The sequence below is a fragment of the Acidicapsa acidisoli genome (genome assembly GCF_025685625.1).
Lineage (GTDB): Bacteria > Acidobacteriota > Terriglobia > Terriglobales > Acidobacteriaceae > Acidicapsa > Acidicapsa acidisoli.
Map to the genome: position 1 here is coordinate 1,967,370 of NZ_JAGSYI010000001.1, position 21,910 is coordinate 1,989,279.

15 protein-coding genes and 1 pseudogene are annotated in these 21,910 nt (G+C 54.8%); 14 read left to right on the forward strand and 2 right to left on the reverse strand.

The window, feature by feature from the left end:
• Positions 1–48 precede the first annotated feature (48 nt).
• Together OHL23_RS07945 and OHL23_RS07950 are read left to right on the forward strand one after the other, a co-directional pair.
• Positions 49–306, forward strand: a pseudogene (locus tag OHL23_RS07945) (efflux RND transporter permease subunit); the annotation flags it as partial.
• A gap of 128 nt (positions 307–434) precedes the next feature.
• Entirely contained in the window at positions 435–707 is a 273-nt protein-coding gene (locus OHL23_RS07950; protein WP_263351745.1) for a hypothetical protein, read from the forward strand.
• Between the two features lie 49 nt (positions 708–756).
• Here OHL23_RS07950 and OHL23_RS07955 read toward each other — a convergent pair whose 3' ends face one another.
• Positions 757–3,813: an FG-GAP-like repeat-containing protein gene (locus OHL23_RS07955; RefSeq protein ID WP_263351248.1), complete on the reverse strand. Its 3,057-nt coding sequence runs from the start codon at positions 3,811–3,813 to the stop codon at positions 757–759.
• A gap of 393 nt (positions 3,814–4,206) precedes the next feature.
• On the opposite strand from OHL23_RS07955, the gene OHL23_RS07960 reads away from it, so the two are divergent.
• Complete coding sequence (locus OHL23_RS07960; RefSeq protein WP_263351249.1) at positions 4,207–4,623, forward strand: hypothetical protein; 417 nt, start codon at positions 4,207–4,209, stop codon at positions 4,621–4,623.
• 280 nt (positions 4,624–4,903) lie between these two features.
• Here the strand turns inward: OHL23_RS07960 and OHL23_RS07965 are convergent, their stop codons facing one another.
• Positions 4,904–6,916, reverse strand: coding sequence for a tetratricopeptide repeat protein (locus tag OHL23_RS07965; protein ID WP_263351250.1), 2,013 nt, complete (start codon positions 6,914–6,916; stop codon positions 4,904–4,906).
• A 182-nt stretch (positions 6,917–7,098) separates the two neighbouring features.
• Here OHL23_RS07965 and OHL23_RS07970 point away from each other — a divergent pair, with 182 nt between their 5' ends.
• The 11 genes from OHL23_RS07970 to OHL23_RS08020 all read left to right on the forward strand — a co-directional run bounded on the left by OHL23_RS07970 (position 7,099) and on the right by OHL23_RS08020 (position 21,242).
• Positions 7,099–7,707, forward strand: a complete 609-nt coding sequence (locus OHL23_RS07970) for a sigma-70 family RNA polymerase sigma factor (RefSeq protein WP_263351251.1) — start codon at positions 7,099–7,101, stop codon at positions 7,705–7,707.
• Between the two features lie 282 nt (positions 7,708–7,989).
• Entirely contained in the window at positions 7,990–8,829 is an 840-nt protein-coding gene (locus OHL23_RS07975; RefSeq protein WP_263351252.1) for a sensor histidine kinase, read from the forward strand.
• Positions 8,826–8,966, forward strand: coding sequence for a hypothetical protein (locus OHL23_RS07980; RefSeq protein ID WP_263351253.1), 141 nt, complete (start codon positions 8,826–8,828; stop codon positions 8,964–8,966). The genes OHL23_RS07975 and OHL23_RS07980 overlap by 4 nt, the downstream gene beginning before the upstream one ends.
• A 33-nt stretch (positions 8,967–8,999) precedes the next feature.
• Positions 9,000–9,317: a hypothetical protein gene (locus OHL23_RS07985; RefSeq protein ID WP_263351254.1), complete on the forward strand. Its 318-nt coding sequence runs from the start codon at positions 9,000–9,002 to the stop codon at positions 9,315–9,317.
• 501 nt (positions 9,318–9,818) lie between these two features.
• Entirely contained in the window at positions 9,819–10,943 is a 1,125-nt protein-coding gene (locus OHL23_RS07990) for a hypothetical protein (RefSeq protein WP_263351255.1), read from the forward strand.
• 794 nt (positions 10,944–11,737) lie between these two features.
• On the forward strand, positions 11,738–15,226 hold the full coding sequence (locus tag OHL23_RS07995; protein WP_263351256.1) for a TonB-dependent receptor: 3,489 nt from the start codon (positions 11,738–11,740) through the stop codon (positions 15,224–15,226).
• Between the two features lie 441 nt (positions 15,227–15,667).
• Positions 15,668–16,957 carry a di-heme oxidoredictase family protein gene (locus OHL23_RS08000; protein ID WP_263351257.1) on the forward strand — a complete coding sequence of 430 codons (1,290 nt, stop codon included), beginning with the start codon at positions 15,668–15,670 and terminating at the stop codon, positions 16,955–16,957.
• Between the two features lie 555 nt (positions 16,958–17,512).
• Complete coding sequence (locus OHL23_RS08005) at positions 17,513–17,788, forward strand: hypothetical protein (protein WP_263351258.1); 276 nt, start codon at positions 17,513–17,515, stop codon at positions 17,786–17,788.
• 427 nt (positions 17,789–18,215) lie between these two features.
• Positions 18,216–18,851: an RNA polymerase sigma factor gene (locus tag OHL23_RS08010; protein ID WP_263351259.1), complete on the forward strand. Its 636-nt coding sequence runs from the start codon at positions 18,216–18,218 to the stop codon at positions 18,849–18,851.
• Between the two features lie 243 nt (positions 18,852–19,094).
• Complete coding sequence (locus OHL23_RS08015; RefSeq protein ID WP_263351260.1) at positions 19,095–19,712, forward strand: hypothetical protein; 618 nt, start codon at positions 19,095–19,097, stop codon at positions 19,710–19,712.
• A 399-nt stretch (positions 19,713–20,111) separates the two neighbouring features.
• The gene (locus tag OHL23_RS08020) at positions 20,112–21,242 is read left to right on the forward strand and encodes a lactonase family protein (protein ID WP_263351261.1); all 1,131 of its coding nucleotides are present in this window, start codon (positions 20,112–20,114) and stop codon (positions 21,240–21,242) included.
• The last annotated feature ends 668 nt before the right edge of the window (positions 21,243–21,910 follow it).

The following is a 21,910-nucleotide window of genomic DNA, read 5'->3' on the forward strand; positions in this document are numbered from 1 at the left end:
GAGCAGGTGGCTATTGAGACCTCCAGCCCAACGGGAGCGAGGTGGGAAATGTCCAAATTCTTCATTCGTCGCCCCATTGTTGCCATCGTCATTGCAATTCTGACCGTGATCGTTGGTATGGTTGCAATGCTGTCGCTGCCTACCTCTCAATATCCCGACATCGTCCCTCCCGAAATCATGGTTCAGGCTACCTATCCAGGTGCAGACGCCAAGACACTGGCTCAGGCGGTCGCAACGCACATCGAGCAGCAAATGAACGGCGTTGACAACATGCTCTACATGTCGTCGGTAAGTGCGAACAATGGGCAGGGGCCGACGAAGCATCTGTATCCAGCGCCGATCAAGAATCCGTCGGTGACCAAAAATGGACGCAGGTGTTCCATGAGCCGGAATTGCAGGATTTGATCCGGACAGCACTCGAAAACAACTACGATGTGCGGATTGCGGCTCAACGCGTGTTTGAGTCGCAGGCACAGTTAAGGATCATTCGTTCACAGCAATTCCCGACGGTGTCGGTCGGCGGAACAGGTATTGGCGCTGACCTAGGCAGTTCCATTGGAAATAGATTGCCAAGTGGAGCAGCCGCCTTCAGAGCCTTCAATCTCTCCGCTGCCTGGACGCCGGATTTCTGGGGTCTGTATCGCCGGCAGACTGAGGCACAAAGGGCACAATTGTACCGATATAGTCGCCTCGGGAGAGCGAAATGATGGATCACATCGCCGAAAACGGGTAGGACAGCACGTTAGGTTTGTGGGTTCAGTTCACCATTACCGTGACGACGGTCGTTGCCGTCATATTTCCACCCGAACCGGTCACAGTAACCATGTAGCTTCCAACAGTCGTGCCGGGATCGGTTGGCGTCGGGACAGGATTGGCTGCCTTCCGTGCTCCGCCGCAACCCATGACTGTTGTGGCGAACGCACCGAGCAGCAACAGACTAAGCAGGGTCTTTGTTCGGTAACGGCGTGAGGGCACTCCGAAGAACAGGAATGCGGCAAGGGTGCCGCCTCCACCAAGCGCCAACATCCCGTTGTGACGGTTGGGGAATGCAGAGCCTGCCTGACCAGTCGCGTTGGACGAACTACTCGCTGCCGTGGTGTTGACAGTGAGCGTCGCCGTTACGGCTGCTGTTCCCGTGATGGCGGGTGGCGCAGCGACGGAGCAGGTGGGCTGATCGACCGCAGTTGTTGGACCAGTTACGGTACAGGAGAGCGCCACCGAGCCCGTAAAGCCGCCGCTGGGGCTGATCGTGATCATCGAAGTCCCGCTGGCGCCTGGCGTGGCGATGCTGATGGTCGTATTGGTTAGCGCAAAGCTTGGAGCGGGAGCGGTCACCGTAACAGCGACTGTGGTGTTGGCCATGGCAACCCCGCTCGAATCGACTGCATCCACATGCTCCATGTATTGCCCAGGGGTTGTGCCTGGTTGTGTCTGAATACTGAACGTTGTTGTCGTCGGAGCATCCCCCGAGATGGTCACCGGTGGGATGGACGAGCAGGCGGGCACGTCGTTTGCGCCGCCCGGAGAGTTGCCGCCGTTGCATTTCAGGGTCACAGTTCCGGAGAAGCCGTTCGTGGGGGTAATGGTGAGGGTCGAAGTCCCGGTGGCGCCAGCTACGACTGAAACTGGAGTACCACTCAGCGTGAGGCCTGCCGGTGGCGCGGGAGCGGTCACTGTCACTGCGATTATTGCAGTATTGGTGTTGGCCACGACAGATCCGATCGAATCGACTGCATACACTAACTCTCTGTATTTCCCTGGAGGTGTGCCTGATTGTGTTTGGATACTGAAGGCCATGGTTACTGGCGCACTCCCCGAGATAGTCACCGGTGGGATGGACGAGCAGGTAGGCAGATCGTTTGCGCCGCCGCATTCCAACTCCAGGGCCACAGTTCCGGAGAAGCCGTTCGTGGGGGTAATGGTGAGAGTCGAAGTCCCGGTGGCGCCAGCCACGACGGAAACTGGAGTAGCACTCAGCGTGAGGCCGGGCGGCACCACAGTTAGGGACACATCGACGGAGGTACTGCCGCCATAGTTGACGTCGCCGGAATAGATCGCTTTGACGAGATGCGTGCCTACGCCTACGGGGGAAATATTGTTCACCGTTGCAATTGTCAGCGCTGTCTCTGCCAAGAGCGAGGTTGCAGAGCTATCCGCGGAGTTTGCGACAACAAGATCTTCCTTGCCGTCTCCATTGAAGTCTGCCACCGAGACTGAGGTTGAGCCGGTATCCGCCGCGGGGCTAGCTGCGGCAGTAAAAGTTCCATCGCCGTTGCCCAGCAAAATCGTCACATTGCTGCTGCCGACGTTGGCCACCGCGAGATCAGGAACGCTGTCTCCATTGAAATCCGCAACCGCAATGGAATTGGGAGCCGTACCCGTTGCCGTGCTAGCTGCAGCCGTAAAGGTTCCATCGCCGTTGCCCAGCAGAATCGTCACATTGTTGCTGCCGGAGTTGGCCACGGCTAAATCCAGCTTGCCATCTCCGTTGAAGTCTGCTGCAGCAATCGACGAGGGGCTGGTGCCAGTTGCCGGGATTGCTGACACCGCAGTAAGGTTGCCCCCATGATTCAGGAAGACGTTCACGCCATTCGCGCCGGAGTTTGTCACCGCTAAGTCCGGTTGGCCATCTCCATTGAAGTCGCCCACGACGATCGCAGATTGGGAGCCGAAGGTCGCGAAGGGGATGCTGGACCCCTGCATAAAGGTTCCATCTCCGTTACCGGTCAGAATCAGGAGCATGCTGCACGGAGAGTCACCGTTCATGGCGCAAACCACGGCCAAATCCGGCTTGCCATCCCCGTTGAAGTCCGCTGCAGCCATAGCATTGGAAGTAAATGAATTACCGCCGATCGTCCCCAAAATCCCACCCACCTGGGTAAACGTTCCATCCCCGTTGCCCAAAAACACCGCACTTTCGCTCTCATCAAAGGAGGGCACCACGGCCAGATCGGGAATGCCATCTCCGTTGAAATCTCCCACTGCAATAGCGCCCGGCGAGCCACCCGAAAGACTGGGCGCTGCTGTGAATGTGCCGTCCCCGTTGCCCAGGAGCACGGAGATACCGCTTCCGAGTATGACCAGGTCCGGAATTCCGTCGCCATTGAAGTCAGCGGTCAAGACAGTGTTGCCGCTGTTCTGTGAGGCGACAGGTGGTAGTGAGGAATCTACGAAGCCGACACCTGCTTCACTCGTCAACGCCGCCGTCCCGAGCACTGCGTTCCCGTTGCTTGCGTCCACAAACGACACCATGCCCGTCGGCAAAGTATTTCCGTTGCCCGGCACTGTCGCCGTCAATGAGAAGATGTTTGGGACCCCACCGGCTTCGAAGTACGTCGTTGTGGCCAGTTGGCCCGTGCCCTGCGAAGCCGTCACTGTGAGCGACGATGCGGTCGAAGCACTGGGCCCAAGGGCGGCCAGATCGGCAAGAACAGCCTTGTAGCTGTGACTCCCAACCCCAGGGCGGAATTTCAGCGTCGCCGTACCGTTGGCGGTCAACTGCTCCGTGCCCAACAGATGAATGTCGGTGCAGAACTTGGCCGTCGCATCGCAGAAGTTGACCTGGCCAGGCGTGACCGGAGTGCTGCCGGCCATAACGGTTGCCGTCAGAGTGACCACGTTTCCTGAGGTCACCGTCGTTACCGTGTTTCCACCTGAGGTCAGCGACAGAGTCGTTGTCGTGGCCGCAGTTGCGGCCCAGGCTGGTACTGTCCCTGCGCCAGCCGTGAAACACACAATCGGAAAGAGATAGGCAAACAGGTGCAAGGAGACAGGCAGCCGCCGGCCGCTGATTTGCGCTGACTGAGAACGCACGTTTGAACCCCCTGTTGGAAGGAACTTCTGGTATGGCTACAAGGTGGAAACTGACTGGGAGCAGGTTTATTCCCTGCGTTCTGAATGATTAGTATGTGGAAATCCATACGCTTTGAGATCGTATTCGCTGCCTTCGTCAGTAGTTGCTGGTCGCAGCCTCGTTCAGCAATCCTTCGTTCCGGTTTTCATATCATGCGGAAACGCCAGAACTGTTTCCCGCAGCGCGGATTCAGCACCTTGGAATAAATATCTCCCCGCTTAGTTCTCATAAGTGACGATATGAGAATGATTGTTGAAACGGATGCTTAGGATGCTTAGCGCCACTCTTGGAGAGTTAAAGCAAGACAGCCGCACTGATCGGCAACGAGAACTCAAACGTTCAGAGGAGAAGTTATGAAGAAGTATGCAAGGATTCTGGTTGCGGCCGCTTTCGTTCTGGGGCTCAGCGGAACAGCCAAGGCGGCGAATCAAGAAGCAATCGTTGTTAAGCTCCCATTCAAGTTTTTGGTCGATGGAAAGACGCTCCCCGCAGGCACATACACGGTGCGTCGAGTGACGAGTGATAACTCCGGACCACTGTTACTTACCAACAGAGACAATGGTACCAGTGTGTTTGTGGCATATCATGGGAGCGAAAGTGCTACTAGCGATCAGCCCAAGGTAAGTTTCCAGCAAGCTGGGGAGCAGAACTTTCTCAGCACGATTCAAGCGACATTTGACGTCTATCACATCCGCGTTTCCGCTACGGAAATCACGGAAGCCATCGCGAAGTTACGGAACAGCGTTTCTTCTGCAGGCGGAAGCGAGTAGATTGCTGGACTCTCTCACATAGCCCCCAGCGTAAGCCCTTGTACCAACATTCGGCCGGACGTCATCTCTTTCCTGCAATTTAAGCCGGACTTGTTGCACACCGCAGAAGCGACATCAAATGTCAATGCGTAGCCGACACTCCGCTCCTCGGGGTCCTGTTAATGAAAAGGCGATTGGCCTCGGAGCGGCTAGTCGGGGGTGCGGAAACAGGTTGACTTGAGAGTGCTGGTAGTTGAAGCGTTTGGGATTTGTGATCTGAGTGGGCATGCTCGCCCTGGGTTTAACGAGCCGAAGCCGCGTTGGAGTTCTCGTCCTTTACGGGAAGACCGATGCGGCGCGCAAGATCCTGAAAATGCGGATCTGCGCGTAGTGCGTCGAAGCAAGGGCGTTCCAGGACCCCCGGGTTAAATCGCTCTTCATAGCCCTTTTCGAGCCATTCCATTGCCTGAACCTTGTCGCCCAGAGCCACGTAGACCATCGCTATTTCTGCGAAGAGTGGAGCACTCGGAGCCGAGCGTTTTTTCAAACCGTTCAGGAGTTCCGCGGCCTCTGCCTTCCGGTTTGATCCCGCGTAGGCGCGAGCAAGATTGGCGACAAAGATTGGATTGTTTCCAGCTAGCTTGATCGCCTCTTGCAGTTCTTCAATCGCTTCGCCAAACATGCGCTTTTGTATATACGCCTGGGCCAATTGATTGTGCGCAAAGGCAAAACCGGGATTCATCTCGATAGTCCTCCGGCTTTGCTGCATCGATTCATCCGGAAGTTGCGCAATTAGAAGAAGCTCTGCCAGATCGGCGTTTACTACCGGGGAAACTGGGTCCAGATTTTCGGCCTTCTTCATTTCTGCGATCGCTTCGTTGTTCCGCCCCATCAGGCTCAAGTGCCACGCATACCAATGGTGGGCGGTTGCATAGCCGGGGTTGAGATCTATCGCTCGCTGAAATTCTTTGTCGGCAGCTGCAAAATCCCAATTGAATCCCTCCAGGCAAAAGGCAAGCGAAGCATGTGCTTCGCCAAGGCTGTCGTCCAGTTCCAAGGCTCTTCTCGCCGCGGAGAGAGCTCTGGGCATTGCCTCTTTGGGGGTCATCACCGCATATTCCCAGTCTCCCAAGAGAGCGTACGTGTCGGCCAGTCCGCTATAGGCCGCTGCGTAATTTGGATCCCTGGCAATGGCCTGGTTGAAGTATTCGACGGCCTTCTTCAATCCATCTCCTGTCCGTTTGTTCCAAAAGTAACGCCCTTTGAGATACGCTTCGTAGGCTTGAGGATCGATCGTCTTGGCGCTCTTGAGCGCGGCCTGCTCTCGCGGAGTGACTTCGATTCGGATCTCTTCAGCAATAGCACGCGCTACACGATTCTGGACGGCCAATGTGTCGCGAATGCTCCCCTGATAACTATCCGCCCAAAGGTGTTTGTCGGCCGGTACCTGGATCAGTTGCGCCGTGATCCGAACCTGGTCGCCGGAACGCAATACGGAGCCTTCCACTACAGCGTCGACATTTAGCTCACGTGCGATCTCGGGGAGCGGTTTGCGGGCACCTTTGTACATCATCACCGAGGTGCGGGAGACAACACGCAAAGCCCTGATCTGAGCCAAATCCGTGATTAACTCATCCGTCATGCCATCAGCAAAATAGTCCTGCGAAGCGTCGCCGGAAAAGTTCTCCAGCGGTAACACGGCCAGTGACCGGATGCCTGAGGGCCGATGGATCCAGTAGAGAGCGACCAATACGGCCACAATTGACAGCCCCAGGCCGAGCATTGCTGCAAATGTGATCGGACGCGCCGTCCACCATCTCCCTTTAGGAACATCCGTCCAAGCTGGAAGCTGGTGAGCGGTCAGCGTGGCCAGATTCAGATCGATGGAAGCAGATTTTTGGGCAGTGGATTCACGGGCCCGGGCTGCAAACTCGCCGGCCTGACCGTCACATTCGATAAGCGACACTTCGGCGATAAACCGGTAGCCACGTTTTGGAAGCGTCTCGATGTAGCGGGGATTGTCAGCTGAATCTCCGAGGGCGCTGCGGAGCTTGCCAATGGCGATGTTGACCGCCTGATCGAAATCGCCAAAGCTCTCGTTGGCCCATAGCCGGTTCCGCAGTTGCTCCCGGGTCACCACTTCCCCTGGATGCTCAAGCAGGATCTCCAGCAACCTCAACGGTTGCTGTTGTACTCGGATCCTTAGGCCCGCACGCCGCATTTCGCCCGAGTCGAACGAAACCTCAAAGGTTCCAAACCTCGCTCCGGACGTGCGTCGCGACAACTCCATACCGTGCCAGGACCTTGCGCGCATTTTAGCATTTCCGTGCCGTGGCACGACGCTGAGGATAGGCCACGCGCTAAGCCAATCAATCTGGGTTACTTAGCCGGATAGAACGCGGATAGCCGAAAAACAGTTGCGGTACATTGACCAGGCGAGCGGGTGCACCCCAGATTGGATGTCACGACGGGCTCAACGTGATTCGGGAGAAACAAATGAGACGAATCGGATTCGACCGCGTGAAGGTGACTCCATCGAGGACAGCGAAGTTGCGCGAGCGCCAAGCGGTGTCAGAGTTTGAGGAATTGGCGATGCCTCTCGTGAGTTCGGTTTACAACCTGGCGCGCTGGCTGGTACGAAACGAGATCGAGGCCGAGGACCTTGTTCAGGAAACCTTTCTGAAGGCCCTCCGCAATTTCGGTTCGTTTCAGTCCGGCACCGACTTTCGGGCGTGGATGTTTCGCATTCTCAGAAACACATTTCTCAGTTCACGTTCAACGCTGGAACGGCGAATGACTGTCGAGTTAAAGAACGAGGAGGAGCTCCCGTTGTCGCGCGCTCAGTGCATCAGTCCCGAATCGCTCTTTATCGAGAGATCCAATATCGCTGCCATCCGAAGCGCAATTGAGCGACTGCCGCTGAGATCTCGAGAAGTGATTTTATTGTGTGATGTAGAAGATCTTGCCTATAAAGAGATTGCGGAAATCCTCGAAATTCCAATAGGCACGGTCATGTCCCGATTAGCCAGAGCGCGCAAGGCAATTCGAGAGGCACTCCAGCCTGCGGAAATGGATCACTATCGACAATCCGCACCTCTGAATTAACAGGAAAGGAGGGAGCAACTGCCGTGATGTGCATGCTTTGCTCAACCAGCTCTCATCCTACTTCGTACGGGCGGACGATTCGTATGGCGGTGCGGGTATCCATTCTCGAAAGAACTGCATAGCCGTTTCTGTATTTTGCTCATTCATCCGTTTTACGGCAGAAGAGATCGAGAACGGGGCTTAACCAAATCGGCATTACAAAGGAGTGCATGTCCAAGCCCAAATGCGAAGAGGTTTCTCCCTTTGAGTTTTCGGCCTTTGCACGCGATGGAAAGGATTGAAATGACGCAGCAAGCTTTGCCCAAGCAACGGTTGTTCACGGCTGGATCGTTCCAGAGCGGTCACGGGAGCGATGCGTCCCGGGAGCCGCTGTCTGCCTTGACCAGGAGTCTCGCGCTCATTTCCCACGATCTCCGTCTTCCTCTGGCTGCCATACTTGCCAATGCAGAATTTCTCGCACAATCGAAGTTAACTGTAGAGGAAAAAGATGAACTCTACCAGGAGATCCGTTTGGCGGTCGACCGGATGAATGAGATGGTGTCGTCGCTGGTCGCATGCGCCCAGAACGCGGACACTCTCCGGCCTGCCAGGCGAAGTATCGTTGAGACCGTAAGACGTGCGATCCGAATGACGAGCGTGAGACAGGAGTTTCGCCGAATCAGCATCACTCATCACCATCAAGGCATCGCTATGGGGTGGTTCGACTCCAGCCGGTTCGAACGGCTGGTCGCTAACTTGGTTTTGAATGCTTGCGAGGCAGTTTCGCCTGAATCGGGGCAGATCGTCGTCAACACCGCAGGCAACAGAGCCCGTTTGCAAATCGAAGTCTGGGACAACGGACCTGGTATCCCGGCAGCGATTCGGCAGTCCGTCTTTCTACCATTCGTCAGCTATGGAAAAACGAATGGGAGCGGACTCGGTCTCGCTATTGCGAAGAAGATTGTCGACGAACATGGTGGGGAGATTTACTTCGATGGAACATGCGCGAGGGGCACACTATTCAAGATTTCGATACCGTTCGCCACCGCTCATGGACCGCACCCGCACATCTCCGCAAGTTCCATCTACGTGGCGCGGGCCAGTAAGGATGGCGCGCAGTGTTCACCGGAGCAGATTGCGTGAGATTTGCCACTTCCAATCCGGCCCTTTCCATGGTTTGTCTCATCGAGAACTTCTTGAACCTTGTCAACTATCTGAAGCCGGCGATCCGTGAGTTGATGAAGGGCGTCGAGCGGATGGCTTTCGGTCTTTCAGCGTAAAGGTAACTGCATTCGCTTCATCCGGAGGTTTCAATGCGATCCGACCTGATTTTTGGAGCGACACTCCATGTCTCCAATCGCTATCTCTTTGTAAAGCTGGCCGCGAAGGCAGTCCGAGAATTGCACAAGCCGGGAGTTCGCGTAGAGGACACAGCCAATGACGTATTCAGGCACTTTAGCCGCGCCAACGCGATTGGAGAAATCCGGACGACGCTGGAACCTTCTGGGGCCCGGCCACTCCGTACGAGGCCATTCTCAGCCATTCCGAGCTATCCCCAAGTCTTCATGCTTGTGCCGGCTAGTGAGGATTCGGATTCCCTATGGGAGGAGGAGTTGGTTCTGTTTGCTTGAGATGCAGTGCTATTGAGTAAACAATGGCGAGTGCTGTGGCTGAGCGCGCCTTTTCTCGAGGATCCCATTGAGAGGGGAGATTGAGAACTCGCCATTGGTAGAGTAAATAAATTCCGGCCTGTCGTCCCCCAGCGAAGTGAGTGAGTCGGCGAAGCGTACGTGATCTCGTCGGACCGTTGCGGTTCGAAGCAGGATTGGCCGTTCATGACAACAAATCTCCAATCGGTCTGGCCATCAAATGAGCCCCGAACGAGTTGCACCGATCCAGAACGGTACTTACTTCATGCGGTCCTGGACAATCGGAAATCTCTGCGAATTGGCAGAATGACGCGTGAGAAACCCAGGGAAAATAAACACGAAACGTGCTTGCGTGGGCGATTAGGGAATAAATCGGAATCTTATGGAATAAATCGGGAGCACGTCAGTTTACGACGTCAGAGATTTGCAAATCTTGTCAGAGATGCTCATCGACAAACACGAGTCAGGACAGGTAGATCGAGTATGGAAAATCCCATAAGCAACACCAGGCGTTCAGTCGACCGCCGCTCTTTTATGAGGGGCGGTCTTCTGGCAGGTGGCGCAGCTACAATTGGCGCCGGTTTGTTATCAAATGCCACCCTAGCGCGGGCTCAAGATAGCAGGGAAGACGGTCATCTGGATGCAGGCGACATCGCCATTCTGCGGTTTCTGGCCGCGGCAGAACTCATTGAAGCGGACCTTTGGATCCAGTATTCGGAATTGGGTGGTATCGGCGACAATCCGCCTATCGAAATCGATCCGAATGAACAGTTGAACCCATATCAGGCTGCGCTCTCAAACCTCGATTCAGACGGTCCGCAATACATCACCAGCAATACGTTGGATGAAGTAAGCCACGCTACTTTCCTCAATGCCTACCTCGAGTCCAAAGGCGCCGAGCCGGTCAACTTCGATGAGTTCCGCATACTCCAGGGAAGTCAGGCAACGGGAGCGCAGGACATCGGACGTCTCACTAACCTCATGCACCTCAATGTCGACACCAGCTGGTTTGTTCGTTATCGCAGCGCAACCAATCCAGACTTCGGCGCAACATTTCCTCAAGCGATCAAAATCAACAACCGCACCGCTATTCCCATCACGGACGCGGACTTCAACAACGCCAATCACATTCAGGTGATCGCGAACACAGCGGCGTTTCACTTCGGATACATCGAGCAAGGAGGTTCCAGTTTATACGCGGCCATGAATCAGAAGGCGAAGCATCCGGAAGTGGTGCGGATCACGCTGGGCATTGGCGGAGATGAAGTCGCGCACTTTCTGGAATGGGTCGATTTTGCTGGCAACGGAGTGCAGGCTCCGGTGGCGCCGGTTACAGACTCTGGCTTAACCTTTCCCGACTTCTTCGCCAACCCGCCACTCAAGCCGGCCAGCCTGGTTCAACCGAGCCTAATCTTCCCGGTGCCATGTGAATTCATAAGCCCTGACCTGCCCCATGTCTCAATCATTCGTCCATTGACAGATCGGTTTGGCGGGGCTGTTGCTACAATCGCCAGCTTCACGGCCGACGGACTTTTCTTCGGTCAAAGCAAGAAGTTCCTTGCGGTGCTCAACACTCTGGCTGTCGAGGCGGATGCAGCCCATCGCTAACCGATTGCCTTGAATTGCAATCAGTTCCAGAGAGTCGGGGTATTGCTGAACGGCAACGCCCCGAGCCTGACACCAGTATGAAATTCGATTTCATACTGGTGTCGTGTTTCCGCTGGCGGTACCTCTTGTTCTATCGGCCGCCATCCAACTCGTCAACGCCGAGTGTGGATGAGGACCTAGATCATCACAGTGCGAATGTTCTTGCGGAGATCGCGGCAGCAAAGAAATTGCGGTACGCCGCTACCGGCTTCGGTGAAGTCCGCACAACACTCGCGCTCGTATTGTTATAAAAAATCAAATCGTCCGAACTTTCTCCACTGACGCAGCGTTAAGGATCGGACGGCTATTAAGCGAGACGATTTGTGAAAGCCTGAATCGGCTCCGCAGCGAATACAAATCATGTCTCAACTCCAATCTGAGCCATATCTGCTTGCTCGGAATAAACTAACTCATCCCCAGTTTACTTCTATACATGACTCATAGGCAGGCGGGCACCTATGTCGCTGAGGTCTCCCCAGATGGATCACCAACAACGAGCCCCGGAGTCGACTCAAAGTCCTACGGGGTAGTCCATGCCTAGTTCCAATTTGGACAAGGGCAACGACCGGTTGTAGGCGGTACATGTACGGCGATTTATCGATTCAGGCCCAGGAATGGTGCGCAGTAATTGTGCTCGTACCCTTGCGCCGACACAGGTTACCTGACATTGCCGCTCTGAGGCCTTGAGACTCGGGCGTTCTACAAGACGCCTAAACAACAACGTTCAATCAAACGGTGAAACCGGGATGGAAACTATGAGCAGTCAAAAACAAATGGCAATGCTCCGCTTTGGCCAGTGCGGGCGAACACTCTCTCAACAACTTAAGACGTCAATTTTCTGTCTGACGATCTTAGCTTTACTTACTTCTCCAGTCTTTGCGCAGCTGACTACTGCCGATATCCTTGGAACGGTCAGCGATGCCTCAGGCGCAGCCGTTCCCAATGCCAATATAACCCTCATCAACCTTGGGACGAACGAGGCCCGCGCAGCCCAGTCTAATGGCTCCGGCGACTACAGTTTCACACTTCTGCCTGTCGGCCATTACTCAGTCACCGTCAAAGCCGACGGTTTTCAGGTATCAATCACAAAAGATCTGGCGATTGAAGCAGGGGATCGCGCGCGAGACGACGTCCGCCTCCAACTCGGCTCCGCGTCCACTGTGGTCGAAGTCACTGCAAGTACACCTCTTCTGCAGGCCGACAGTGCTACGGTGAGTTCTACGGTTACCTCAATGGCTGTCCAGGACCTTCCGCTTAACGGCCGCAACTTCGTTCAGCTTGTGCAGCTTGTTCCCGGGGCGAACGAAGGGCCCGGCAACGGGCTAAGCAGTGGTGGCCGGCCTGACGACCGGCGCACCAATGCTGCCGGCATTTCTGTCAACGGACAGGACGATACGCTCAACAACTGGGTGGTCGACGGTATCGACGACAACGAACGTATTATCGGATCGATCGGAGTCAAGCCCAACGTCGAAGGTATTCAAGAGATCACGGTTCAGACCAACAGCTACGCGCCGGAAGCTGGCCGCACGGCCGGTGGCGTGATCAATGTCGTCACGCGCTCTGGAACGAATCAGTTCCATGGCAGCGCCTACGAGTTCTTCCGCAACGATATCTTTGACGGCCGTAACGTCTTCCAGACGACCGGAGCCAAGCCCGAACTGCGTCAGAACCAGTTCGGCGGCAGCATCGGTGGTCCTGTGATCAAAGACAAGACCTTTTTCTACTTCGACTATGAGGGATTGCGGGTGGTTTCGGGCGTTACTTATGTCAAGACCGTGCCTACGCTAACGGAGTACAACGACATCAACAGCATTGGTGGAGGTAGCCCCCAGGCGCTGCTATCGGCAGCGAATGGCACAGCAGGACTCGCCATTGACCCAGTCGCATTGAACTATCTGAAGCTGTTTCCAGCGCCTAACACTGGCGGGGCTGGCCAATTGACAAATAACTTCACAATCAGCCCCAACAAGACGCAGTTCAGCAATACCTACGACGCTCGGGTCGATCATAAACTCAACGACCGGAACTTAGTCTTCGGACGCTTTGCGTACAACAACATTGCCACTTTCACACCGCCTGGACTGGGCACCGTGAATGGTCTTCAGATTAGCGGAGGCAGGTTCGACTTTGACGGTCCCGCAACCGATGTGGCCCAGCAGTATGCCTTGGGTTACACGCACATCTTTACCCCAAGCCTCCTGCTTGACTTGAGGGCGGCGTTCACTCATATCAACAACCTCTCTCTCCCGCTCAACTTTGGCGCCGGCGCGGATGCGACGGTCGGCTTTCCCGCGATCCAGACTTCCTTCAGTCCCTTCGCAAACTCTCTGACCCCAGTATCGGTAGGTCCTTTCTCAGATCTTGGCGATGGCGCGTTCGTGCCTCTTCAGGATATCGACAACACTTTCCAGTACGCCGGTACAATTAGCTGGACGAAAGGCAATCACAACATCAAGGCTGGTGGAAGCTTTCTGCGTAGACAGGCCAGAAACGTGCAAAGCGCCTCCGCAGCCGGAGCATATGGATTCGGTCTTGTAACCGACAGCAACGCAGATCTGACGACACAGCAGGACAACCAGCTAGCATCAACCCTGGTTGGCGCCTTTCAAAACGATACGCGCAACTTCAACCTGAACCCGCCCGACTATCGCAGTTACGAATCGAGCGGCTTTGTGCAAGACAGTTGGAAGGTCAACTCGAAGCTCACGATCATTGGCGGTTTTCGCTACGACGTGTTTACGCCCTTCACGGAAGCGCACAACCGTATCTCGAACTTTGACTTTCCGCAGGCGCTTTTGTCCACTTCGGCAAATGTCACGGATGCACTCAAGATCGCTGGCGTGAACGGCGTCGACGGACACGTTAACATTCCGACCGACTATTCCAACTTCGCTCCACGCCTCGGTTTCTCGCTGTCGCTGACGCCGTTAACAGTTGTGCGCGGAGGCTACGGACTCAGCTTCTTTCCCGGCAATTACACCTCCAACGCCGATCTGAAGAATGCCCCGTTTACCTCTGTGTTCAGCCCTAATTGCCAGTCCAGCTTAGCCGTACAAATTGAACAGGACCAGGGAATCAATCCTGCTTCGCAAAACCCAAGCTGCGCAACTGTGGTAGGCGCGCCAACGGCCTTTGACCAGGGGCTGCCTGTTCCCTCGGCCCCAAGTATTTCTAATCTTGCGAATATCCCCGCTCTGTCGTTCGTAGCCGAAGCTCCCAAATTCAGGTCGGCTCTCATTCAGCAGTTCAATCTGCAGGTTGAACGACAGTGGGGCGCTAACGTCGTCACGGTTGGCTACGTCGGGAACATTGGCCAGCATCTGCCGGAATCCATCAATAACATCAACCAGCCTGCACCATTCAATCCCATCACCAATCCCGCTGGGTCGGCTCGTCCGCTCAACAATCAGTTGCCCAATCTCGCTGGGGTGAGTTACATCCAAAGCGAGGGTGTCTCGAACTATAACGCTTTACAGACATCTTTCCAGCGCCGCTTTAGCGAGGGTCTGGCCTTCGATGCGAACTATACGTGGGGCAAGGGATTGAGTGACATCACCGGCTTTTCTCAGCAAGGCGGTAACCAAGGTTGGAGCAATGCCGATCCAAACCACATCCGTCAGATCGAGTACGGCATTGCGGAGAACGACATTCAAAACCGCTTCGCTCTCTCGCTTAACTATCAGCTGCAGTACGGAAAGAACTTTACTGGCGTCAAGAAGATTGCTCTCTCCGGATGGCAAGCCAATGCTATCTCTGCATGGCAGAGCGGTAAACCGTTCACCATTACCGAGACCGGCAGCGGCGCCGATAACCCTCTCGAAAGCGATGGCGAGCAGCATGGCTACAACAATCGCGCCACCCCACTTAACAGCGGAGGTCAGGATCGTCCCAACCAGATCAAGAATCCTCACGTCAACAATAAGAGTCTGGCCGAATTCTTCGATCCTACGGCCTTCGCCCCTCAACCACTCGGAACGATTGGAAACACCCAGCGCAACTCGCAGTTCGGACCTGATTTCCGTCATGTCGACCTCTCCATCTTCAAGGACTTTGCGGTCAAGGAAGGTGTAAAGTTGCAGTTCCGAGCAGAGAGCTTCAATATCTCGAACACGCCGAACTTCTACATCGGAAATGGCAGCAGCGGAGCAAGCTTCGGAAACCCGGCCTTCGGAGGCATCTCGCAGACCGATCCCAACTACACTCCACGAGAGTACCAATTTGCTCTCAAGGCGCAATTCTAAACAACGCAACGCAGCGAACTCGCAGGCGAAGAGGAATCCTCTTCGCCTGCAGTTCTTGCTTGCTATCGGCAGAGCTAATAATGAAGCGAAGAGCCGCCCCTCGATCTATTTCTAGAGCAGTTGAAGAAGGTTAGAACCCGCAGGAGTCTTGACTCGCAACCATTCTCTGCAATCCACGGGCTTTTCACTCGAATTGCCGACCCATTGCCATCAGCGCAGTTTTTACTGCAAGCCATCATCTGTCACGATGACTTACAAGATTTTTCTGCTTCGCTGTGGGAATAATTCTCGCGCAATCCAGTTGGGATGAGTACAGGACTTGTGGCTCTAGGCCCGCGGCTCTCGATCGTCAGGTCGCAGCTCTCAGCATTCGAGGTCAACGGATCGGTCAGCTTATGTCTCGCACCCGCATAGACTGCGGTATTTTTCGGAGGAAGGTTCATGCTCATATCCCCTCGGAGTAAGGTTTTCCTTTGTTCTTGCCTTCTCGCGGCATCAATCGCGTTAGGCACAGGATTCGTTAGAGTCGCAGCGAAGTCGGCAACTGAAGCGCCAGCCGGATTCAACACTCCTAGTTTCAACGGACAACACAGTATCAGCAACGGAATTGTCGAGCCAGCCGGAGACACATTCGCGCTGGATCAGCAGATCTATGAGGAGAATGAGACGGTGGCCGGCGGGCTTGGGCCTGTGTATAACGCCACCAGTTGTGTCACTTGTCATCAGAATCCGAATAGTGGGGCAGCCAGCCAGATCACGGAACTTCGGGTTGGACACAAGGATGCAAATGGCAACTTCGTAAACCCGACCGTCTTTATCAATGACGGCAAGAACACGATTACCGGCAGGTCGATTGTCAATGATCGCGCGATTGGTCCGCAGGCGCAGGAACACATCCCTGCGACAGAGAACATTCGCACCCTGCGCGCCGCCCTCAACACTCTGGGGGATGGATTTGTCGAAGCCATCGACGATCAGACTTTGATCGAGATCGCGGAGCAACAAGCGCAATTGAGCGAAGGTAGAATTCATGGTGAGGTTGTCCAGGCGCCGATCTTTGAAGCTCCTGGGCAGACCCGCGTGGGACGCTTTGGCTGGAAAGACCAGCACAGCAGTTTGCTCTCGTTTATTGCGGACGCCTATCTCAATGAGATGGGAATCACCAATCGACTACGCCCCACGGAGGTTACTCAAGTTCTCAATACCACGACGGGCATTAACGATCAGCCAGATAACCTCGGCTTGGCCGATATCGATCACTTTGCTCAGTTCATACGTGGCACCATGGTACCGCCTCGAGACACGGCCCTTGCCACGACCCCTGCAGCGCTAAGGGGCCAACAGCTATTTCATCAAATCGGTTGCAGCGTTTGCCACGTGCAATCCATCACTACAGCGCCAGCTGGGACAGCCATCGACGGGGGCATGTTTACAGTTCCAGAGGCGCTGGGTGACAAGATCATCCATCCTTTCAGCGACTTCTTGTTGCATGACATCGGGACCGGAGATGGAATTGTCCAAGTCGGCCCGCAAGACACGGCAAATAAGTTGAGAACCGCGCCACTCTGGGGTTTGCGTACAAAGGCGCGCTTCATGCACGACCTGAGATCGCTGTCGCTTACAGACGCTATCTTGCGTCATGAGGAAGAAGCACACGAGCCGGCTCGGCACTTTAGGGAAATGGAGCCCGAGGAGAGAGAGGCGTTGCTCACCTTTTTGAGATCTCTGTGACGGCCTACGCGACGATCGGCCTCGAACTGGCCCGCTGCGTCTGAGGAATTACCGATGCGAGGTGAGCACAGCAGCGGGTCTGGATCTGGGCGCAAGATGAGCGAGCGCTACGCGCGTCAACTGGCCAATCAGCCAGGTGGCACGCAGCGTCCGCGCTTGAGATAGTTTGAACTGCGGGTTCCGCATGCACATGCAAGGGCTATATCGAGTGAACCAGCTGATATGTGCTCGCACTGCCAAGTGCGGTTTGAGGTCTCGTTGGACTCCGCGATGACTGCGGATGACGAGCTGTGATTTGGGACGAAGCTGGCCCATTTTTTAAGCCAAGAGAATCGCTAGGTCCAGTCAATGATACGTTGCGCGGGAATCGACATGGTGCCACAGCTCATACTGGATCTTGAGATTGAAGGGCAGCAGAGAGGCGAGAAGAAGGAAATGCAGCGGCCAAAGTGGCTGCATCTAGTTCATATCTTGCGCGAAAAAGGAAAAAGTTTAGCCCGGTGCGGTTCCTGAAGACTTGCGCCTGCACCACGATGTCGGAATCTTCGCTCAGCCTTGCCTCCAGACACCACTCTCATAGGTGCAGACCTCACCTATTTCAACGGCCAACCGGCAGCGCTGCTTCTCTTTACTATTCACAAGCACCAGGTTTCCATCTTCCTGATCCAGCGAGCAAACGGCTCTGTCACTGCGCTGCGCAGTACCCAGGCGGGTTTCACGATTGACTCCGCCAACACACGAGACCTCTGCATTCTTGCCGTCAGCAACGTCAATCCTGCCGAGCTCGAACTCCTCGTTGCGTCTCTGGTGCGAGCCCAGTCAAACTCTTAGCTCTTAGGGATATTGCGGGCGGCGTCTCTTGTTCTAGTGTCCGACTACCTGATCGAGGCCATTCTAGCCAGTCCGTTCGTGCAATGCCGCGTCCTGAACGATGCTGCAGCGGCGATGGTCTATTCAAGCAACATTTATTTCAGTCGCGCGAAGCGGAACCATTTCTTCTCAGGTGTTCCGCCGAGTCCACTGCTTCATCTCTGGTTCCTGACCAGAAGGCCGCAGTTTCGTCCTGCCGCGCTTCCACGGTCAAACTGTTTCCGGTGGAGGGAATAAAGCCGTCGAGCGCCAGTTTAACACCATGAGCGCGACGCCGGGGATGAACCGGAAACTCAGATACTTCGAAGCAAGGCCTTCGAGCACGACGGCGTCGCGTTAGCGTTTACACAGACTCCAGACTCAAAGTGTTGTCGCATCGGAGAAGGTAATGAAGCAGATAGGCCGTACGCGGGATTTCTCATTGATGCGCGACGCGCAGAGCGGAAACCACATTGCTTTTGAACAGCTGGTGAATATCCATGATCGCGCTGTACTAAGACTTGCGTTCCGTATTACTGGGTCGAAGAACGATATCCAAGATATCTATCAAGAGGCATTTCTGAAAATTTACAGGATGCTGGGCAGCTTCCGTTTCGAGTGCTCCGTTTCAACCTGGATCTACCGTATTGTGACCAATGTTTGCTTTGATCATCTGCGGAAGAGTAGAAGGCGCAAAGAGAAGAGCGCGATAGAAATGAGCGCCGATGGGGAGGAGTACAACCTGTTGGATCAAGTCCCAGACAACAGGCTGGCTTACCAACCCGAACATCAATTGTTCCGCCGGGAAGAAGGGGTTCATGTCCTTCGCGCCTTACGAAGACTTACGGTTCGCGAACGCGCAGTATTTGAATTGAGATATTTCCGTGGGCTGAAACTGCGGACCGTGAGCGAGAGGCTAAGTATCTCGGAAGCGTCGGTCAAAACCACCTTGTCACGAGCCGCGCAAAAGCTGAAATCTCAATTGGCGGGTGACACAAGAGGTCGAAAGAGTCGATGCACGGGCCATGTGATGCCTGAACTGTAAATTGAGACGCTTCCGGCAGAAAGAGAAGGATGCATGGTAACCATCCCATTACGAGAAATGTTGAATTCCCGCATATGCGAGCGACAACCGCCCTTCATTGGCCGCGCTTCGATTATTGAGTGTGAAGGTACATTGCAGAGGGCTCGATTGCGCCAGGGCGCAGACTCCTTGCAGGGCGGCATTTTCAGGAACATTGCGAGTAGGGCGACGGCTTTGTTCCTCGCAATCTGTGGAGATCGTCAGGTGATAGGAACAGTCTCCTTCGTCTGGAAACGGGCGCTGCGGCGACTTGGCAGCAGCCTTCAGCCGAAGCGCATGCACCGTGCATCTACGCCGAGTAATAAGGCCTTCTTTGAACACCTGCCGGAAATCGTTGGGTGTCGTAAAGGCCAGTTGCCTGTGCGGCTCAGCAAGTGGCGTGTGACGGCTGCCGTAGTCGCGTTAGTTCTGCCCCTGAGTTGCATTCACGCAGCGGCGTCAGGCCAAAGTGTCAGCCAAAGGGCCCTCGCTTCTCTTCAAGTCAAGGCAGATCAAGCGGAGCCAAGAGACCGATGTTTTCTCTATGCCATGCTTGTCAACAAACTGATGAACCTAGCCGGCCAGCAGTTCGATTCCGATGATCCCGGGCAGACCTCTGAGTCACTTAAGCTCGCACAGCGCGATATAGAGAATATTCGCACTGGGCTGACTGGTGACAGCAGGAAGCTCAAGGATGCCGAATTACTTATACGGCGGAGCTCCTTTCAACTTAGAAGCATTCTCCGCGAAAGCCCCGTCGAAGATCAGCTTGTCTTGGAGTCGACACTGAAAGAACTGAATCAGGTTCAAGAACAGCTCATGATTCAGGTGTTCAAAAAATAGCCTGCAAGCGGATCGAACTTGCAGCAGCAAAGCACCACCCGGCTTGCAAACGTTCTCTGTCTCCTTCTGGCTGAGCGCTTGGCACAGACGTGGGTTCGGCACCGTTTTTTTTGAACCACTTTGGATGTTAGTCTTCGACTGGTTTGAAGCGCCTGGAACTGCAGTGCCAATTGATTGGTCAGCGATAGGCGTGTTTTCGTTGGATGGAGGGCGCTCGACGGAGTGCACAGTTATCGTGCAAACAGTTCTATCGATGTAAAACACGCCAGCACCGTGTAACCTTTTATAACTCTTAGACTCCAACTAGTGTGCAATCCGCTGACTCTGGTTGAAAGGTAAGGTTTCTTTCATCATAGCTCGGCGCTGTGCACAATATCATTTCACTTACGAGAGGTCGAAATGCTCAGAGTAACCCGTGGTCTGTTGTTGACCATAGTTGGGATCGGAGCTGTATCGCCGATTCTTTGCGCCGCACAATCATCAAATCAGTCCGGAGCTGTGTTCATCGAGACGAATGCTGCCGACCACAATAAGGTCATCGCTTTCGAGCGTGCCTCCAACGGAACCCTTTCCAATGTCGGCGAATTCGACACTGACGGCCGTGGAAGTGGCGGCGTCAACGATCCCCTCGAGTCGCAAGGGTCTCTCACACTTAGCCACGACCACTCCCTCCTCTTCGCGGTCAACGCCGGCAGCGGAAACATATCTGTCTTCGGCGTTCACCATGCATTCTTGACGTTATTGCATAAGGTCGCTTCTGGTGGAAGTCAACCGGTTGCCGTGGCTCAGCATAACAACCTGGTCTATGTTTTAAACTCAGGAGGGGCCGGAAGCGTCGTGGGCTTCCGATTGGGCTTTGACGGTCAGTTGGCACAGATCGAAGATTCCACGAAATTCGTCACCGCCAACGCCACCGGCGGCGCGTCTTTGGCTATTAGCCCGGATGGTCGTTTCCTCGCCGTTACGGAGCGTTTAGCCAATAATGTCGACGTCTTCCAGATTCAGCCGAACGGCGTGCTTGCCCCAATTGTCGTCAATCCAAGCCCTGACCCCGGAGCATTCTCAGTGACCTTCGCCCCCAATGGATCGGCCATCGTCTCTGAAACTGGGCCTGCCGGCGCTACCGATGGTTCCGCAATTTCCTCCTACTCGATTCTCTCCACTGGTAAGCTTGCTTCTATCAGTCAAGGCATCCCGACCCTTGGCGCGGCAAACTGCTGGAACGTCGTAACCCCCGACGGAACAAAGGTCTATGTATCCAACGCGGGAAGTTCTACCATCTCCGGATTTGCAATCGGCCCGAATGGCACTTTGACTCCACTCCCGGGAACGGTTGTCGGCGAGAATCCTGCAGGCGCTACAAACCTGGACATCGCAGTAAGTGCGGACGGGAAGTACCTATACACACTGAACTCTGGTGCCGGTACGATCGGGAGCTTTGCAATTCAACAAAATGGCGCTCTTACCAACATCGGTGAGGCCGGCGATCTTCCGATCTTTGCTGGTTTTAACGGCATTGCCGCATACTAAGGATGAAATTATCTTCTTGAAAATAGGTGAAATGTAACTTAGATCAGAAGGGCGCCAGCGTCCCTCTTCTTTCCAAGAGAGGCACTGGCGCTCTGGGTTTTTTTGTAAGACCAAAGGGGACCGCTCTAGCTCAACACAATGGCCGATCTCGAGCCTTGACGATTCTCATATCAAATTCTGGGCTGCTCACTCGAAATGAATACCCCACAGGGCTGCGCATGCCATTGTCAGACTGCACTCGCCAAAGTTTCAATCGGCAATTGTACGGCGATGTGCTAGGGAAGCGCGGTGTGATCGAGATAGGGATTGATCTCAGGTTTGGCGCTGCTTTCCGGTAGTCGGCTGATTCCAGGCCGTTCCACGCAACTACGCAAGGAAAACAAGTCAGCTGAGATATGGTGGCCTGGAATGCGTAAAGGCATCCTAGCAATTCTCAAGAGAGCCGGAGTGTGAGGGTACCGGGTAGTGTCGTCCCCCGAGGCCATGACGAACCAGACCGAGGAAAACATCAAAGACCCCACCTTGATCGGGACTCAGGGTCATGGCGCTTCGTAGTGCCAGTGCTGCCACTCGGAGGACTCTGCGATCTGCTTGATGACGGCATTGCGCTCGTGGACGAGGGCCAGCATGTAGCGACGTGTGATCTCTTGAAGTCTGATTATGGAGTG

Bases quoted from the DNA above. Each gene is read 5' to 3' on its own strand.
- OHL23_RS07960 (WP_263351249.1), top strand. From the start codon at position 4,207: ATGAAGAAGTATGCAAGGATTCTGGTTGCGGCCGCTTTCGTTCTGGGG.
- OHL23_RS07965 (WP_263351250.1), bottom strand. From the start codon at position 6,916: ATGCGCGCAAGGTCCTGGCACGGTATGGAGTTGTCGCGACGCACGTCC.
- OHL23_RS07970 (WP_263351251.1), top strand. From the start codon at position 7,099: ATGAGACGAATCGGATTCGACCGCGTGAAGGTGACTCCATCGAGGACA.
- OHL23_RS07975 (WP_263351252.1), top strand. From the start codon at position 7,990: ATGACGCAGCAAGCTTTGCCCAAGCAACGGTTGTTCACGGCTGGATCG.
- OHL23_RS07985 (WP_263351254.1), top strand. From the start codon at position 9,000: ATGCGATCCGACCTGATTTTTGGAGCGACACTCCATGTCTCCAATCGC.
- OHL23_RS07990 (WP_263351255.1), top strand. From the start codon at position 9,819: ATGGAAAATCCCATAAGCAACACCAGGCGTTCAGTCGACCGCCGCTCT.
- OHL23_RS07995 (WP_263351256.1), top strand. From the start codon at position 11,738: ATGAGCAGTCAAAAACAAATGGCAATGCTCCGCTTTGGCCAGTGCGGG.
- OHL23_RS08000 (WP_263351257.1), top strand. From the start codon at position 15,668: ATGCTCATATCCCCTCGGAGTAAGGTTTTCCTTTGTTCTTGCCTTCTC.
- OHL23_RS08010 (WP_263351259.1), top strand. From the start codon at position 18,216: ATGAAGCAGATAGGCCGTACGCGGGATTTCTCATTGATGCGCGACGCG.
- OHL23_RS08020 (WP_263351261.1), top strand. From the start codon at position 20,112: ATGCTCAGAGTAACCCGTGGTCTGTTGTTGACCATAGTTGGGATCGGA.